General features: G+C 43.6%; 14 protein-coding genes. 1 reads left to right on the top strand and 13 read right to left on the bottom strand.

Annotated elements, in window-relative coordinates; translation table 11 throughout:
* Nucleotides 1-13 precede the first annotated feature (13 nt).
* From F3I09_RS31055 to glf, 11 genes are all read right to left on the bottom strand, one after another.
* The gene (locus tag F3I09_RS31055) at nt 14-703 is read right to left on the bottom strand and encodes a cytidylyltransferase domain-containing protein (protein ID WP_149698946.1); all 690 of its coding nucleotides are present in this window, start codon (nt 701-703) and stop codon (nt 14-16) included.
* A gap of 10 nt (nt 704-713) precedes the next feature.
* A complete protein-coding gene (locus F3I09_RS31050) occupies nt 714-1766 on the bottom strand; it encodes a nucleotidyltransferase family protein (protein WP_149698945.1) in 1053 nt (350 codons plus the stop codon).
* Nucleotides 1767-2924, bottom strand: coding sequence for a UDP-N-acetylglucosamine 2-epimerase (gene neuC, locus F3I09_RS31045; protein ID WP_149698944.1), 1158 nt, complete (start codon nt 2922-2924; stop codon nt 1767-1769).
* Nucleotides 2921-3925 (bottom strand): N-acetylneuraminate synthase, encoded by a 1005-nt coding sequence (neuB, locus tag F3I09_RS31040; protein WP_149698943.1) that lies wholly within the window; start codon nt 3923-3925, stop codon nt 2921-2923. Before neuB ends, neuC begins: the two co-directional genes overlap by 4 nt.
* Nucleotides 3926-3953: 28 nt before the next feature.
* Nucleotides 3954-4604 carry an acetyltransferase gene (locus F3I09_RS31035; protein WP_223233446.1) on the bottom strand — a complete coding sequence of 217 codons (651 nt, stop codon included), beginning with the start codon at nt 4602-4604 and terminating at the stop codon, nt 3954-3956.
* Nucleotides 4605-4632: 28 nt separating this feature from the next.
* Nucleotides 4633-5781: a LegC family aminotransferase gene (locus F3I09_RS31030; protein WP_149698942.1), complete on the bottom strand. Its 1149-nt coding sequence runs from the start codon at nt 5779-5781 to the stop codon at nt 4633-4635.
* A 6-nt stretch (nt 5782-5787) separates the two neighbouring features.
* Nucleotides 5788-6786 (bottom strand): NAD-dependent 4,6-dehydratase LegB, encoded by a 999-nt coding sequence (locus tag F3I09_RS31025; protein WP_149698941.1) that lies wholly within the window; start codon nt 6784-6786, stop codon nt 5788-5790.
* Nucleotides 6787-6842: 56 nt separating this feature from the next.
* Nucleotides 6843-7919 (bottom strand): lipopolysaccharide biosynthesis protein, encoded by a 1077-nt coding sequence (locus F3I09_RS31020; protein WP_149698940.1) that lies wholly within the window; start codon nt 7917-7919, stop codon nt 6843-6845.
* A gap of 50 nt (nt 7920-7969) precedes the next feature.
* Entirely contained in the window at nt 7970-10471 is a 2502-nt protein-coding gene (locus F3I09_RS31015) for an SLBB domain-containing protein (RefSeq protein WP_149698939.1), read from the bottom strand.
* Between the two features lie 382 nt (nt 10472-10853).
* A complete protein-coding gene (locus F3I09_RS31010) occupies nt 10854-11852 on the bottom strand; it encodes a hypothetical protein (RefSeq protein ID WP_149698938.1) in 999 nt (332 codons plus the stop codon).
* A 12-nt stretch (nt 11853-11864) separates the two neighbouring features.
* Nucleotides 11865-12977 (bottom strand): UDP-galactopyranose mutase, encoded by a 1113-nt coding sequence (gene glf, locus F3I09_RS31005; protein WP_149698937.1) that lies wholly within the window; start codon nt 12975-12977, stop codon nt 11865-11867.
* Between the two features lie 408 nt (nt 12978-13385).
* On the opposite strand from glf, the gene F3I09_RS31000 reads away from it, so the two are divergent.
* Nucleotides 13386-13874, top strand: a complete 489-nt coding sequence (locus F3I09_RS31000; RefSeq protein ID WP_149698936.1) for an RNA polymerase sigma factor — start codon at nt 13386-13388, stop codon at nt 13872-13874.
* Here F3I09_RS31000 and F3I09_RS30995 read toward each other — a convergent pair.
* A complete protein-coding gene (locus F3I09_RS30995; protein ID WP_188134027.1) occupies nt 13871-15070 on the bottom strand; it encodes a sterol desaturase family protein in 1200 nt (399 codons plus the stop codon). The two genes, F3I09_RS31000 and F3I09_RS30995, sit on opposite strands and share 4 nt — an antisense overlap.
* 183 nt (nt 15071-15253) lie before the next feature.
* A complete protein-coding gene (locus tag F3I09_RS30990) occupies nt 15254-16315 on the bottom strand; it encodes an AAA family ATPase (RefSeq protein WP_149698934.1) in 1062 nt (353 codons plus the stop codon).
* Nucleotides 16316-16954: the final 639 nt, after the last annotated feature.

Genomic DNA, 16954 nt, shown 5'->3' with positions numbered 1-16954 from the left:
AAAAGATGGCAATTTATAGGAACGTTTTTTTGCTTAATAAAAACTCTGTGAATTCCCAATCCAATGGAGTATCTATGTCTACTGACGCCGCCTCGCTCATTATGTACTTCTTTATTTTTTTGAACTGATTGAGTGGACTGCGTTTCAATGACTCTATATTTATTACATATATTGCACCGTTATATTCCCATACCTGAGGACAATCCTGTCTTCTTATAAAATTTCCCTGTTTTGATTTAACAAGAAATCCTTCATTGTTCTCCTCAAATAAAACTGTATAGGGGTTCGATTTTGTTTCTTTTACAGAAACGACCATGTCCAGCTCCTTGCTATAAGACTGAAGAGCCTCACGTATGTTTTCTGTAGTTCTGAAAGGGCTTGTTGGCTGCAGTATAACAAGTACATCAAAAAAACGTCCCTGTTTTTCGTAAAACTCTATGGCATGAAGACATACCTCATAAGTGCCCGAATTGTCTTCTGCCAGGTAAGCCGGGCGTATAAATGGAACATTTACCCCATTAGCTTCCACTACTGCTTTAATGTCTTCCGCATCAGTAGAGACGCAGATGTTTTCTATTGCTGTTAAAGGCTTCACAGCATCTATGGCATAGTTAATGAGAGGTTTCCCCCCTAAAGATTTAATATTCTTTCCAGGCACCCCTTTAGATCCTCCTCGCGCTGGAATAAGAAATAATGTTTTCATTGGATAAACATCATAGATTTAAGTGCTTAATATCCTCCTGCGCCTTTTTATAATCATCCATTCTTCCAATGTCCAACCAATAGCCCAGAATAGGAAAGGTGATCAGTTTTTTACCCTTTTCTATCAGGCCTTCAATTAAGTCTGTCACATTGAAAAACTCATTATACGGAACATGTTCCAGCATTTCACTCTTCATCAGGTAAATACCGGCATTTGAATAATACGTATACCTTGGTTTTTCCTTTAATGAAGTGATCCTGTTGTGTTCATCTGTTTCCATAACCGCATACGGAATGTCAACATGGTAACTGACAGCGGCCACAGACATATCTGCGCCCTGCTCAACAAAGTCATTGTAAAATTCATGAAAGTCAATATCCGTCAGAATATCCGAGTTCATGATCAACAGATGCTCCTTACTATAGTTCTTAACCTTCTTTGCTGCCCCGATTGTACCCATCGGGAAGTCTTCTTCTATATAATTGATAGTAGCACCTTTAGTATCTCCATCCCCAAAATAATCCCTGATCTTATGTCCCAGGTAGTTGATACTTAGATATATACTATCAACACCATGGTTAATAAGGCGATCTATGTTGTGCTCTATTATTGGCTTCGGCCCTACTTTCAGCAATGGCTTAGGTGTATGTTCTGTCAGGGGAAGCAGTCGCTGGCCTCTCCCTCCGGCCATTAATACTGCTTCTACCGGTATTATTCTTCGCAACTGCTCCAGGTCCAGGATACCCAGCATGCTCATTCCTTCGTTCACTACCGGAATAAAACGCAGGTTACGCGCCTTGAATGCTTTCAATTCCCCGGGAGTGGGCTGAAATGAGAAAACAAACTTGCAGGGATAGTGACCTGCCTTATCGATGGAATCATTTACATTAACATCTTTCAGCAACCCTCTTCTGATATCTCCATCCGTGATAGAGCCCAATAAACAACCTTTTTCGTCAACAATGAACAACACACCGTTCACAAGGCCGAGTTGGTCCAGCTGCTTTAAGGCATCTTTGATATTAGCATTGCTATTAATGATATAACGTTCCCAATTCTTCATTTACAGATCGTAAAATTTCTTCTTAATGTTTTTGGTTTCGATAAACTGGTACAGCTTATCAATAATCTTACCAGTTGTCTGTCCATCCCCGTAAGGATTATTCACCTGCTGGCAGAACTCCCGGAATTCGGAAGACAGTGCCTTTTTCAATCCTTGTTTTATAGAAGCTTCGTCTGGCGCTACCTGGATAACACTTTCTGCTGCCATACGTCCGCCCTGTCTATCGCCTATGTTCAAAGTAGGGATTCTGAAAGAAGGCACTTCGATAATGCCACTTGAAGAATTGCCCACTACCGCCTTTACGTATGGTATCAATGACAAATAACGCTTCTGGCCGAGCGAAGGGAAAGCGTAAATACGGCCCCGGTATTGTTTCTCCAGGTCCTTTATCAGATCAATGATCACTCTTCCGTCTGTATCCGCATTGGGATATGTGATCACAATCTGAAGTCCCTCGCTTGCAATCAATGCACGGATCAGCGCAGAAAACTGCTCAGCCGCACTATTCTTCTCCAGTGTAACCGGATGATACGTTACCAGCACCGTAGGTAAGGACAGATCTATACCCAGATTTTCCTCCAGCTCCTGTTTGGTCATCCGGGGCAGATGCATGATACTGTCTATCCCGATGGCTCCAACGTTAAACACTCTTTCCGGCGCTTCCCCGAGTTGTATCACTCTCTTTCTGTAGGCTTCCGTTGCGGTGAAATGCAGATAGGACATTTTGGTGATAGCATGACGAAAAGCTTCATCCATAGCTCCTTCTGTAGTTTCCCCACCATTCAGATGAATGATAGGAATCTGTGCAATATATGCGGCGCCTGCTGCAGCGAAAGCTTCAAACCTGTCGCCAAGTATCACTACCCAATCAGGTTGCAGGGCGTTAAAGGCATCTGCAAAACCAATCATTCCCAATCCGGTTGACTTTGTAACACCTGCCGCAGTATCGCTCGATAACAGCATATCTACCTTCACATCGATGTGAAACCCATCTGCTTCGATCTGCTTATATGTAAGTCCAAATTCCGGAGAAAGATGCATCCCCGTCACCAGCAACTGCAATTGGAGATCCTCCCGTTCCCTGATGGCTTTCATCAAAGGTAACAGTAGCCCATATTCAGCGCGGGTACCCGTAACTATACAGATCTTTCTTATCATAGTTCTATCAACTCATCAGTCTGAAAATCCCTGACAGCCTTTTTGCCTAATACATCATACCATAACATCGGGCTGATACCGTTTCCAGGTCTCTTTACCGTAATATTGTCTTCTGTCAATATCTCTCCGGCTTTTATATCTCTTGCTGCCACAATGCTTTTCCTGGCAATCGTTTTATTCTTCGTTTCTGATTTTGATGGCGCCTTTTCACCGCTACCCAAGGCCTTTTCAATATTCCGGATAGCGCTTACCATTGCTTTCAATTCCTGCGGATCAAGCGACGCGGCATGGTCAGGCCCCTCCATTGTTTTATCTATTGTGTAGTGCTTCTCTATCACAGTAGCACCCAATGCCACCGCTGCTACCGGCGCTTCAATACCAGGTGTATGATCAGAATATCCTACTTTGATATTGAACTCCTTTTCAATGCTCTGCATTGCCCTGAGATTCGCATCTTCAAAAGGAGTGGGATATTCTGTGTTACAATGCAACACTACAATATTCTCCTTCTTTGCGCCATGATCCTGCAACACCTTTAATGCAGCATGAATTTCAGCCATCTCAGACATACCGGTTGAGACAATGAGCTGTTCAAAACTCTTTGCCATCTTTATCAGGTACGGCATGTTGGTCAGTTCTCCCGAAGGAATCTTGCCATGCGTCATGCCCAGGGATTTCAGAAAATCGATACTTGGAAAATCGAATGGCGTTGAAAGAAACATGATATTCTTACTGTCAGCGTAATTCCTTAACTCCTCAAACTGATCAAACTTCAGCTCCAGTTTCTTAATCATATTCAGCTGATTCTCCGCTGCATCAGTACTGACTTTTTGATATGCCGCCTTTTCTGCAAATTTCGACACCAGCTTTTCAGCTATGAATGTCTGAAACTTTACTGCATCTGCTTTTGCATCCACAGCAATATCGATCAGCTGTTTTGCAAGCGCCATATCACCATTATGATTCACCCCTGCCTCTGCTATTATGAATATTTTCTCCATGTTAGTTCCAGTTAATTTTGATCCTCTTTTATTTATCTTCCGGCGCGCCATCTGGTTCATTCATCCGGAGGATCCTTCCGGGGTTTCCCACCACCACTGCATAATCAGGTACATCTCTTATAATAACCGATCCTGCACCGATAGTCGCCCATTTTCCTATCTTAATACCCTGTATCACTGCTGTCCCAATGCCTACATGTGTTCCCTCGCCTACCTGGACATTGCCCGCCAGTGCAACATTGGGAGAAATATGTACATAGTCTGCCAACACACAATCATGGTCAACAGAACAATTGGTATTAATAATAACATGATCACCCGCCTTTACCCCACTGTTAATACTCACCCCGGCCATCACTACCGTTCCGCTACCTATGGTTGAACGGGAAGATATATTGGCCGATGGATGGATAATGGTAGCCCATTTAGCTGACAGCTTTCCCGCCAGTTTTTTGCGGACAAGATTATTCCCTACCGCAATAATCATAGCTGAGTTGGCCTCTTTATATTCACCATTCAAACTACCAGATATGGGATAGCCAAACAAATCCGTTGAAGCGCCATGCTCGTCGTAGATACCGGCACAATGCTGACCGTTTAGCTCCAGCAATTCCAGTATCACCTTTGCATGACCGCCTGCGCCGTAAAGAAATATTTTTCTGATCGTTTCGCGGGACATCTTCTGAATTTGATTACAGTTACTGTTATCACTTTCTTACGCTACTGGGTATATTCACTACCCGGTCTTCCAGCCATTCTGCATTACTGAGATCTCCGTGCTGGCAGTTGGCGTACATAGGCAACCTGTTCATTAAACGCCAGATTGGACGTGTCATTACCTTGCTATCGTTACTTTCTTTCAGAAAAGCCTGTTGCTGCTGACGATCCTGGAAAATGACCGTGTTCAGCCAGTAATTCGCTTTTGTGCCTTCCATTTCTTTCACATAAGAAACGGATGACCCCTGAAAGAAGTTACTATACATTTCCGCCAGCTCACGTTTGTTTACCAGCATACTACCCAGTTGTTCCAGCTGAGCACAGGCCAGGGCTGCATTCAGGTTAGGCATACGATAATTATATGCTATATCGTCGTGTACAAATTCGTAAGCATGCGGAATCTTCGCTGTTGTGGACAAATGTTTCGCTCTCTTTGCAGTTGCCTCGTCATCGGTGACGATAGCTCCGCCGCCCCCACATGTCACTGTCTTATTTCCATTAAAGCTAAAAATACCAACTTTCCCAAAGGTACCTGTATGCCTGTCCCCTACATAGCTCCCCAATGATTCCGCAGCGTCTTCCACAAGCGGGATATTATATTTACTGCAAACTGCAGCAATTTCCCTGATCCTTGCCGGGAAACCGAATGTATGCATAGGAACACAAGCTGCTATCCGCCGCCCGGTTGTTTTGTTTATACATTCCCCACCTGCATTGACTGTTGCATGTTCTTCCAGAAATGCCTGCAGTGCGGCAGGGGATAATCCCATAGTATCTTTATCAACATCCGTAAAAACGGGTATGGCTCCGGCATGTGCAATAGCGTTGGCAGTAGCTACGAATGTAAGCGGCTGCGTAATCACTTCCTCACCATATTTCACTCCGGCTAATACAAGTGCCAGATGTAAAGCTGTTGTACCATTTACAGTAGCAATAGCATATTTAGCGCCGGTGATCTCTGTCATCATTTCTTCAAAGCGTGTAACATAAGCGCCTACAGAAGAAACAAAGGTAGAATCGATCGTATCAGCAACGTATTCCTTTTCCTTCCCGCCAAAAAACGGTGCATGCAGCGGAATGAATCCTTCCGGATCATTAAAAGTACGTCTGATAAAGTCTAGTATATGTGAAGTTTCCATTAAGTACTAAATATTATAAATATCCGCTTTATAGCTCTTTAAGTTCTCTGCTGATCTGAACCACTCTATCGTTTCCTTTAGTCCATCCCGGAAGGTATATTGTGGTTTCCAGGAAGTATACTTACTGATTTTTTCCTTGGATCCATACAAACGGAATACTTCACTCTTTTCCGGGCGAAGCCTGGCTGCATCCTCAACAACCCTGGCCTCCAGATTGATAATATCGATCAGCAAACCGGCCAATTCGCCAATACTGATCTCTGATTCTGTCGCGATATTACAATCCTGACCAATCAATGCATCAGACTTGGCGATCTCCACGAAGCCATTTACAGTATCCTTCACATATACCAGGTCCCTGGTTGGCGTAAGATCTCCCAGCTGGATCTCCGTTTTGCCATTCAGCAACTGCGTGATCACAGTAGGAATAATAGCTCTTGCCGACTGCCTTGGACCATAAGTATTGAACGGACGGACAATGGTAACCGGTACGTTAAAGCTGCGGTAAAAAGATTCTGCAATACAATCCGCGCCTATCTTGGAAGCAGAATATGGTGATTGCGGCTGACGCGGATGTTTCTCATCAATAGGGATGTAGGTAGCGGTACCATATACCTCAGATGTTGATGTAACAAGCACTCTCTCTATACCCAGGTCTTTTGCTGCCTGTACAATGTTGAGCGTGCCTTTGATATTGGTATCAATGTACGAGTCGGGTGAATGATAACTGAAAGGAATAGCGATCAACGCTGCAAGATGAAATACCACATCAACTCCTTTCATCGCCGTTCTCACACCGTTCGGATCTCTGACATCACCGGAAAACACATCCAGTTTTCCCAGGGTGTCTTTTGAAAAAGTATCTAACCATCCCCAGCTATTGAATGAATTATAATTCACAAAAGCCCTGACATTACAGCCCTCCTGTAAAAGACGTTCTACCAGGTGGCTCCCTATAAATCCATCAGCACCGGTAATTAAAACTTTTTTATTCTTCAGTTCCATTGATGTTGTAATTATACTATGCTTTCGCTTTGAAAATTATAGATCACGTCATTAAATCAGCTGGCGAGCATTTCTCTGTATATCCTTCTGAATACCAAAATAAATACTATCAGAAAACCTCCCAGAAAGCCTCCCAGCACCAGGCCTTTCAACTTCCCAAACCGCTTCTTTTCCAGGGGTAGAATAGGCGTATCCACCACTTGCACAACGGGTGTTTCCTGCGCCATTGTCAGCTTGCTCAGTTCAAGATTTTTAATCACTTCACCGTACATCGTTTGTAATACTATCTTATCCCTCGATATCAGCTCACCTTTTACGGAAGACACTTGTCTTACCGGGTTAAGGTTCACATCCTGTACAGCTGCCAGTGTATAGGTCTTTTTGTTCAGCTGGTCCTGCAGAGAATCTGCCATGGATTGCAATTTGTCCACATTGACCTTTGATCGCTTGGTCTTCGTATAGGTATAAAAAGCCGCAGCCTCATCGACCAGGCGTTCTGTGAAAAACTTAGAGAACAATTCGTTCTCTGTTGTGGTGGTCACCTTTATAAAGCTCAGCTTCTTATCCGGTTTAGTAATTTCCAGGTCTTTCTCCAGCAGATGTTTATAGATTTTGTTTAACAAACTGTCCTGAAGCAGGGTAAATGTCTTGCGATCCTGCCCTATGGGATAGGTTATCGCCTTCATCACCGGGGTTTTGTCCAGTTTTTCCCTCCAGTCAGAAGTATTGATATACCAGGTCACCAGGGTCATTTTTTTGCCATTCGCATTAATCGGCGTTAGCAAAGTCTTCTCAATAATAAACCTTGAGCGGAGAAACTCCATGATATTATCACCTTCAAACAAGCCGCTGCCGGAGCCGCCACCGAGATCAATCCCGAACTGGCTGGCCAGGCCTGAATAAGCGGCCAGACCTCCTGGCTTATTCTCCTCCAATACAAAAGTTAATTCTCCAATGTAACGCTCTTTGCTCAACATTGAGAATACCAACCCAAGTCCGGCGCCGGCCAATCCGATGATCAAAATAATCAGCCACTTACTGAGCAGATATTTCCACCAGTCCCGTAGTTTTAATACAAGTTCCTTTAAAGATATTTCGTCGCTTTTCTTCGCGGCCTCATTCGTTATTTCCATACAGTTAAATGCATTAAGAATATATGATCCATATCAGATGCATTGATTCACTACTTTGTTGAATTGATAATTGTAACCACTATCAATGCGAGAGACGCCAATGCACTGGCCAAGCCTACAGTCGCTGCGGCTGTCAGTCCTTTCCGTTCAGGTTTGGCAGGTACATATATTTCCGCTCCTGGTTTTACTTTCGGATAGCTGTTAAAGAATAACATCTTCCTCGTGCTTTTCACTTCACCATTCGCATATACTATATAACTTCTTCTCCTCAATGCCTGGGAAGTAAATCCACCAGCGCCACGCACATAACTTCTGAAGGAAAAACTATTGTCAAACCGTACTTTCTTCGGGAAATACACTTCTCCAAATAGTTGTACTGTCTGTAATTTCTTAGGGATCCTGATTATATCTCCCTCTTCCAGGAACAGGTCGTATTTGGACCCAGGATGTTCCAGAATCTCGTCCAGCTGTATACCCAGCAACTGCTGGTTACGTTCCACTGTTGCACGGGTTCTGGCAACGTCGATGCTATCCTTCACTTTATTATTGAATACTTCCAGCTTGCTCAGCAGGAAAGTGCTGTCTTGTTCATTGATGAAAGTCCTGCGCAATAACAGCGCGCCTTCTGCGGAAGCTTCCGGACGTAAACCACCGGCTCTTTTGATGACGTCGGAAATACGTTCTTTCTTGGTATTGATAGCGTATAGACCCGGATAAACAATCTCACCATCCACCAATACATTGGCCTGCTGACTATAAGATGGTGACCTGCGCACCATTACCTCATCAAATGGCTGCAACACATAAGATGTCACTACAGGATTACCAGACAGGTCTGCATTAATATCAAACTGGTCGGTAATGGCCATCCTGATGTCAGTGGAATCGTAAATCCCCCCTGTACGGATACGACGGGCTATTTCCACATGTTTAAGACTCGCTGCATCCTTAAGCCCACCTGCCATCAGGATAAGATCTTCCAGGTGCATACTGTCGCCATAACTAAAATATCCCGGCTGATTAACTTCCCCATCAATCTTCACCAGGTAGGGTTCCCTGATGGCCAGCCTGGAAAATATCACCACGCTGTCTTCACGCTGTAATTGGGGGTTACTTTTACCTGCTATCGCATCCAGTACGTTAAAGTTGATAATGGCCGGCGTAAAATCTTCCTGTAATCTGCGTATCACACCGCGGGAGGTAGCCGCCACTTCCTGTATGCCGTCAGCACGTTTAATGAGATCTGCCACCGTCATTTTATCCTCCAGCGCGTATTCACCTGGATGGAATACTGCACCCGAAATAGTTACGCGGTTAGTATAGCGGTTTATAATTGAATCAACATAGAACCTGTCGCCCGATTTCAAACGGAAAAGCGCTACAGAATCTGCCGGTATATTCACAAATTCCCTTGCCTTGCTGGTAACACGTAATGCACGGATCACGTCGCGGAAAGAATTGTCAGTATATCCACCGGCAAAGTCGATGACCTGTTGCAGGGTTTCTTTTTCTTTTGTCTCAAAAATAGCCGGACGCTTGATTTCTCCCAAAAGCTCCACCCTCATTTTATAAGGATTTACCTTCACAATGTCCTGATCCTGTAATACCACATTATTGGTAAGATCTCCGTGCAGGAGGAAGTCATACAGGTCAAAGGTGGCAATTGCCTTTCCGTTGCGGATCACATCTATGCTTCTGAAGGAACCGTTTTCATTAGGGCCGCCAGACACATACAAGGCATTCGCCACCGTTGCCAGTGAAGGTAATGTATAAGTACCGGGACGGGTGATCTCTCCAATAAGCGTCACCTTGATACTGCGGATATTGCCCAGGGATACCTGAACAGATGTATTACCTGTTTTAATACCACCATAGATAGTACTCAGCTGCTTAGTGATACGTGTCCTTGCCTCTTCTATTGTCAAACCATTTACATAAACCGGCCCCAGGTAAGGGATCCTGATATATCCTTCAGGACTTACCTTTAGTGTATGCTGCACTTCTGAGTAGCCATAGACGTCTATGATCAGTTCATCATCGGCTGCAATCTTATAGTTGGAAGGGGTGGCCATACGTAAGTTAGGCTCGAAGGTAAGGTTCTGGTTACTAAACAATTCTGTACCGAATATCTTTCTGCGGCGTTGCTCTTTTTCAAACGCCTCTTTGTCTTTGATCTTTCTATACTTTTCCTGCCAGTAATAAATAGTGTCTGACTGATCATTGTATCGTCTGCCAGATGTATCCTGGTTGAAAATATCATTATTATTGCTCTTTGCACCAGAAAACTCCTTATCAAGATTTAACTGCATGATACGCGCCTTCAGTTTCGCCACTTCAGCATCGGGAATACCTCTTTGAGCTGCATAGTCATCTATCTGAGAATAACTGATATTATTTTGCTTCATCTGCGCCACCAGCTGTCTGATCTGATCATCTGAAAGATTATCCACCTTTATCTGGCTAATTTGCGACGGCGACACGCCTACCTGCGCACGAACACAATAACCAAAGGTCATCAGTAACAGTTGCAGCAGTAATACTTTTTTAAACATGAATTTATCGGATAACAAATATTCGGATTAATATAATATCAACCATCTCCCCTCAATTGCCGAGAATTTTCTCTTCAGAAAAATCAGGTGCAAATCTATTAAAAATAACATATAAATATTAACATAGTGGAAACCAATTAAATAATTATCATATGAAGGGAAAACATGGCTCTAAAATAGCAAATGCACCTGTTAATACCTTATATTCAATCATCAACAATTAGCAATCGTTTACATATATATGTAACGAACTTCCACTTTTAACAGTTACAACAGAGGATTTTTCAGCCCCTATGTTAATAGAAAAGGGATCTCTGTTAAAGATCCCTTCAGTTATTCAGAAACCGTGCCACGGCATCATATTCAATTTATTTACAGGCTATTATGCCTTCACAAAGATTTGTGCTATATCCTTTTCAAACGCCTCCTCCTCTTTATAGATCCACTCCCTGTAAGCAGCAAAATTATCAATATGCTTGTCAAAGTCTGTCAGGCAGGAATTGATCAGTTTCACTATCGCGGGAATATTGCTCATCCTGTCCGCTATCTTGTACTGCTCCGGCAAAGGTACGTCTTCATGATAAGCAGCGGAACCTCTTTTTCCTGTGATCACGCAACACTTGTAAATGGCGGCTTCCCTGGGGAAGCGGTCTTTACCAGGATGGTGACCAAAGTCAATGTATAACATGGACTCCTTTAAGAGATCTCCTACCTGGGCTGGTGTCAGCTTCTGTAATGGTATCCACCTGGCTTCGGGCATTGCCGCCATGATCTTTTTTGTAAAGCGGAACCCCTTCAGCGGATTATAAAGTATCTGTGGCTTTTTGGCCCTCACATCTACCTCCCGGGATGCTTTCAGAAAATCTGCATTCAGATAGTCAGACAGGTAGATGGAGTCTATTTTCCATTGCCTTAAAAAGTCAACTGCATATTCAGATTGCGCAAGGTGATAGTTAAACTTCCCTCTCACTTTACCATTGATCGTAACCGCCCTGTGCAACCATTTTATCTTCAGCTTCCGGACCATCCGGTAATGTTTCGGTGCCTCAATAGCTTTAAACAGATTGTCGACACTCAGCCACCAGGCACATTTCCGTATCTTTTTGAACTGATCGGCAAAGTAAAAATATAGCTCAGGGATGATGACCAGGTTTTCCTCCCGGTCTTCTACTTCCCTCACATACTTACAATTGTATTTAACATAGTTCTCACTAACGGGCTGCTCCACATTATTGGGGTAGTAGTACATGGCAACATCAAAGCCTCTTTTTCCCAACTTATACGCCAGCTGATGAAGTAGTTCGGGGCCTCCGGAAGCTATCCGTGGAGGGCACATTATATATATCCTGGTATTTTCATGGATCTGGATCATGTCAGACATTTCCCTTTTCGGTTATTTAGATGTTTTTAAGTACTGCCTTACCTGGCTAAGCGCCGATCCTACTACCTGGTGCATATCATAATAGCGGTATTCCGCCAGACGGCCTCCAAATATGACATTTGTCTCCTGGTCTGCCAGCATTTTGTACAGCTTGTAGACCCTGGCGTTCGTATCGTCGTTAATAGGATAGTATGGTTCCAGGCCCCGGCTCCACTCCTGCGGATACTCTCTGGTGATAACGGTATGCGACTGCTGCCCAAACTCAAAGTGTTTGTGCTCGATGATCCTGGTATAAGGCACTTCTCGTTCGGTATAGTTCACCACCGCATTTCCCTGGTAATTGTCAATAGCCAGTTGCTCATGCTCAAAACGCAGGCTCCTGTATTGCAACATACCATGCCGGTAATCGTAGAACTCGTCAAGCTGGCCGGTAAATACCACTGTTTCCGCCAGGGCTGACAGTTCCTCCCTTGCTGAGAAGAAATCAATGCCCAGTCTTACCTCTATGCCCTCCAGCAAACCTTGTGTCAGCTTGTTATATCCACCGATAGGGATACCCTGGTACTTGTCGTTGAAGTAATTATTGTTATAAGTGAACCGTAAAGGGAGGCGTTTAATAATAAATGCCGGCAATTCACTGGCTTTCCTACCCCACTGTTTCTCCGTATATCCTTTGATCAGTTTCTCATAGATGTCCACCCCTACCAGAGAAAGTGCCTGCTCTTCCAGATTCTGCGGTTCCCTGATTTTCAGCTCCGCCACCTGCCTGTCAATGATAGCCTTCGCCTCCTGTGGGGTTTTCACTTTCCACAGCTGGTGGAAAGTGTTCATGTTGAACGGCAAGTTGTACAACTCGTCCTTATATACTGCCAGTGGCGAATTAACATAATTATTGAACTCTGCGAAGGAATTGACATAATCCCAGATGGGCTTATCATTGGTATGGAAGATATGAGCGCCATACTTATGTACATTAATACCATTGACATCCTCACAGTAGACGTTGCCGCCACTATGCAGACGCCGGTCTATCACCAGCACCTTTTTTCCTGCCTTTCTGCATTCGTGCGCAAATACCGCCCCGAACAATCCACTCCCCACAATTAAAACATCAAATTCAGTCATTCATTCAGTTTTGTGTCCTGCTACTGCAATGTACAGAGGGACTATCTGTCTCTATGGAAATTTATTGTGTAAACAGCAGCCGTATAAGCGTTACATTCTACTTTGAATATCACTAAGCTGCATTAAATCTTGTTGGTATAGGCCTGGTTTGAAAAAATTTATCATCTGACGGTGCTAATGAACTACAGTCTTAAATATCCGGCTGCAAAGCTATTAAAAATAACATATAAATATTAACATAATGAAAACCAGCCATATTGATCCACAATAGTGCGAATATGCTATTTTTTTCCCCCGACTCAATCCAGTCCCGGCTGTTTCTACGTTTGTATCATTAAAATATACAGGCCCCGGGTGCCTGAGCGACAATACATCAATCCCAAATCTACAACTAACATCCCCAAGGCCATGAGCTTTCACACATTCCATGCACAATTATTAGAAAACGCCGAATTCCTCAAGCCAGTAGCAATGGCATTGACCAAAGACCCTGAGGCGGCAAAGGACCTCTACCAGGAGACCCTATATAAAGCACTGAAAAACAAAGACAAGTATCTCGAAGGGAGTAATATCAGAGCCTGGTTATATACCATTATGCGCAATCTCTTTATCAACGACTACAGGAGGGCTGCAAAATATTCCAGTTCTATAGAGCTGACTCCCAATATCACCAACAATACACTGGCTGATGTGAATGCAGAAAATATGCTTCGTACAAAAGAAATAAAGGGAACCCTGTACAAGCTCCCTTTATCCTTTAAGAAGCCGCTCCTCCTGTATTGCGACGGCTTCAAATATCATGAGATCGCAGAAATGCTGCATGAGCCTATGGGCACAGTCAAAAGCAGGATACACCTGGCCCGCAAGCTGTTATGCACTACTATGTCCCGCCACTAGCGCTTTCCTCCATATACCAGCTGCAGGTATCGCCGTTCAATACTCGACCTGTACAGGTAGAAGGGAAGCTGTACAATGGCAAAAACCAGCAGCAACAATGGATGTGGCCAGATATAGAATAGGGCTGTAAATGTGATCGCCAGCCTGGCATATTCCAGGTAAAACACCCAGCGCCGCTGTTCCATAATAGCGCCACTGTTCACCAATGTCACTAAAATGACCAGGGTAATGCATACCTGTGCAAAAACAGGCACATAGTTTTCAAATAACAGGAAGAGGAACAGTACCAGGAGGATGGCTCCCATCTGCCAGATCACGTATTGCTGTAGTTTTCTTGAAGCCCCCACAGTTGTATTACGGAACAGGAAACGCTCTTCCAGCTTCGGACGGATGTCAGGATCTATATGATCCGGCTTGCCGAACACTACTTTCCATCGGGCCCTGAAACCTTTGGTCTGTTTTAAAGTATAGAATATTTCCAGGATGAAATGAAAATGCTGCCAGAGAAAGCTATGACTGTCCAATGGCTTCGTCAGCCCATACTCCGGCTCTTCCTCTTCCAGGGCAAATGTGCCGAACAGTTTGTCCCATATAATGAAGACATCCCCATAATTCTTATCCAGGTACTTGTCATTGGATGCATGATGCACCCTGTGATGGGAAGGTGTTACAAAGATGTATTCAAGAATACCCAGTTTACCGATGGTCCTGGTATGAATAAAGAACGGATAAATGCCATGTACCAACTGTACGCTGATGATCATCACTGCAGGGAAACCGATCACCGGCAGCACAGACCAGAAGCACATTCTGAAAAAGGCCTGGAATACAGTGATACGTGCCGACACGGTATAATTGAAATCTTCACTCTGATGATGTACCACATGAGCGGCCCAGAGCAGGTTCACTTCATGCGCCAGGCGATGGTACCAGTACCAGATAAAATCTGTGAGAATAAGCAGGGCTACCCAAAGCAGGACGCTGGATCTGATGTTAAATACGCCGAAATGGTGATACAGGTAATCATAGATAAAATAGAATACACCTACTGTAAAGGTATCCAGCAACCTTTCTGCGATACCAATGTTAATGTTGCTGACGGAACTGCTGAAGCCGAAATAGTTCTTCCCGGTTTTCCGCGCCACCAGGTATTCTCCCCCCATCAATCCAAGGAATAGCGGGACGGCCCAAGCCATGTGGTTTAAATGCACGTGATATAGTTTCGAATTACGGGTAATCTCTATTGCTTGGTGGCCAATGGAGCGAAATCAAAACAATATTACAATTTTTCTCAGATATTAGTCTATCATTTTTGTGGACAAATAAAAACCAATTACAAACGTGCAAATAAATCACACGTCTGCAATTGGTATCAGGTATTAGAATTGGGCGCGAAAACCGATTGGTATTTCTTTCTTTTCGAAAGAGGGCTCATGCTGGTTCATGACCTCTGCAATGGTCATAGGGTTCTTGATAACAGTATTAAATCCTTGTTTGCCAGACAATTGCTGTGCTTTGGAAACAGACAGTTTACCAAATTCATATTTGGCGATCAGCCTGCCTTTACGCATCAAAGCTCCATCTATCTGGGAAAGATCACTGTTGAAGGTACATACTACCTGTACGTTCATACAGTCTGCCAGCAAGCCGTCCGACAGATTCAACAGGTTGGATACAGATGAATTACCTGTTGTCTTTCTGTCCATGATGATGTTCTCCGCATCTTCGATGACGAGAATCGTATTGGGATTGTCGATCAAGAGATCTATAAAGTCAGGCGACATAATATTCGCTGCCACAGCGGGCGACAGGAACAGTACGCGTTTCTTTAAGCGTCCGATCAGGTAGCGCAGGTAAGTGGTCTTACCTGTGCCCGGCAATCCGTGTAATAGCACAATACCCTTGTCATCATTCGTATTCAGCCGTTTATAGATCAGCTGATCGATGGCGGAGAAATCATCCTCATAATATAAAGCCAGGTCCAGCTTTGTTCTTTTAAATTCCATGGCTTTCAGTGTCAGTCCACGTTCTCCCATGGTGATGAGATTGATCTCATACTTCTTACGTTTCTCGCGGGTACGGTATTTACGTACCAGAGCAGTTATTTCTGCTATAAACTCCGGAGCACTTCCATTGTGCAGGATCTCACAATAGTCATCTCCGAATTCGATCACACTTTCATTATTCAGTACTATCAGGGCAAGATCATGTTTATACTCTTTGTCTTTATCTCCGATCTCTTCCCTGATGTAAATTTTTACGATACGGTCTGCGAATGCTTTTTTAAATGCGTCCAGCGACTTCTCTCCATTTATAGTATAAATAAAACTGACATTAGGTAGCGCATTAAAATAATACAGGTACAAGGATTTGCTTTCCATTAATCCGTTCCCGAAAATATTATCTCCTCCAATCACCCGCTGCTGTAAAATATTCTCCATGCTGTTCAAATAAGTATGCAAATGTACATGTTGGTTATCATATACCGGAACGCTCTCCTGGCGTCCGGCAATGACAACGTGGGGTTAATGCAAATTAAGACGAAAACAATATGTTTATGATTGATGAAGGTTCAATTTAAGCGGGGTAAGAATACCCCGCTTTACGTTAACTAATTGTACCTACTCAATCCAAAATATCATAAAAAAACCCGGTCAGTTTACACAGACCGGGTCAATAACGTCGACGTATATACTACATCGTCGCATACCTGGTCTGATTAGTCCTGGTGTTATCAGTACTATGTTCCAATCCGCAGACTGGCCCTGGTTACTATGTCTTATTATCCGTTTGCCTTTCATTCAGTTTAGCTGAAAAAAAAAGCCCCGGGGTGTTAGTCCCGGGGCGTTATATATGCTAATAAGTTATTCTCATTTAAACCTATAACATGCCCGGAACCCGCTGCAACCACCCTTCTCAAAGGATGCTGGCGTTGTGTTCATGTGAATTTGTGTATTGAGCATGTTGTTAAATAGTTTATTCGTTAATGATAGTGCAAATATATATCGATTATTGGAACTTTAACAAATTTTTTGCACTTTTTTATTTAAAGTTTTTCTATCACTATTTCGATCCGCAGC

The sequence above is a fragment of the Chitinophaga sp. CF418 genome (assembly GCF_900142925.1).
Taxonomy (GTDB): Bacteria; Bacteroidota; Bacteroidia; order Chitinophagales; family Chitinophagaceae; genus Chitinophaga.
This window is presented reverse-complemented; position numbering and strand designations above follow the sequence as displayed.

Excerpts from the sequence above, each read along its gene's own strand:
- F3I09_RS31055 (WP_149698946.1), bottom strand. The coding sequence starts at position 703 with ATGAAAACATTATTTCTTATTCCAGCGCGAGGAGGATCTAAAGGGGTG.
- F3I09_RS31050 (WP_149698945.1), bottom strand. The coding sequence starts at position 1,766 with ATGAAGAATTGGGAACGTTATATCATTAATAGCAATGCTAATATCAAA.
- neuC (WP_149698944.1), bottom strand. The coding sequence starts at position 2,924 with ATGATAAGAAAGATCTGTATAGTTACGGGTACCCGCGCTGAATATGGG.
- neuB (WP_149698943.1), bottom strand. The coding sequence starts at position 3,925 with ATGGAGAAAATATTCATAATAGCAGAGGCAGGGGTGAATCATAATGGT.
- F3I09_RS31035 (WP_223233446.1), bottom strand. The coding sequence starts at position 4,604 with ATGTCCCGCGAAACGATCAGAAAAATATTTCTTTACGGCGCAGGCGGT.
- F3I09_RS31030 (WP_149698942.1), bottom strand. The coding sequence starts at position 5,781 with ATGGAAACTTCACATATACTAGACTTTATCAGACGTACTTTTAATGAT.
- F3I09_RS31025 (WP_149698941.1), bottom strand. The coding sequence starts at position 6,786 with ATGGAACTGAAGAATAAAAAAGTTTTAATTACCGGTGCTGATGGATTT.
- F3I09_RS31020 (WP_149698940.1), bottom strand. The coding sequence starts at position 7,919 with ATGGAAATAACGAATGAGGCCGCGAAGAAAAGCGACGAAATATCTTTA.
- F3I09_RS31015 (WP_149698939.1), bottom strand. The coding sequence starts at position 10,471 with ATGTTTAAAAAAGTATTACTGCTGCAACTGTTACTGATGACCTTTGGT.
- F3I09_RS31010 (WP_149698938.1), bottom strand. The coding sequence starts at position 11,852 with ATGTCTGACATGATCCAGATCCATGAAAATACCAGGATATATATAATG.
- glf (WP_149698937.1), bottom strand. The coding sequence starts at position 12,977 with ATGACTGAATTTGATGTTTTAATTGTGGGGAGTGGATTGTTCGGGGCG.
- F3I09_RS31000 (WP_149698936.1), top strand. The coding sequence starts at position 13,386 with ATGAGCTTTCACACATTCCATGCACAATTATTAGAAAACGCCGAATTC.
- F3I09_RS30995 (WP_188134027.1), bottom strand. The coding sequence starts at position 15,070 with ATGGCTTGGGCCGTCCCGCTATTCCTTGGATTGATGGGGGGAGAATAC.
- F3I09_RS30990 (WP_149698934.1), bottom strand. The coding sequence starts at position 16,315 with ATGGAGAATATTTTACAGCAGCGGGTGATTGGAGGAGATAATATTTTC.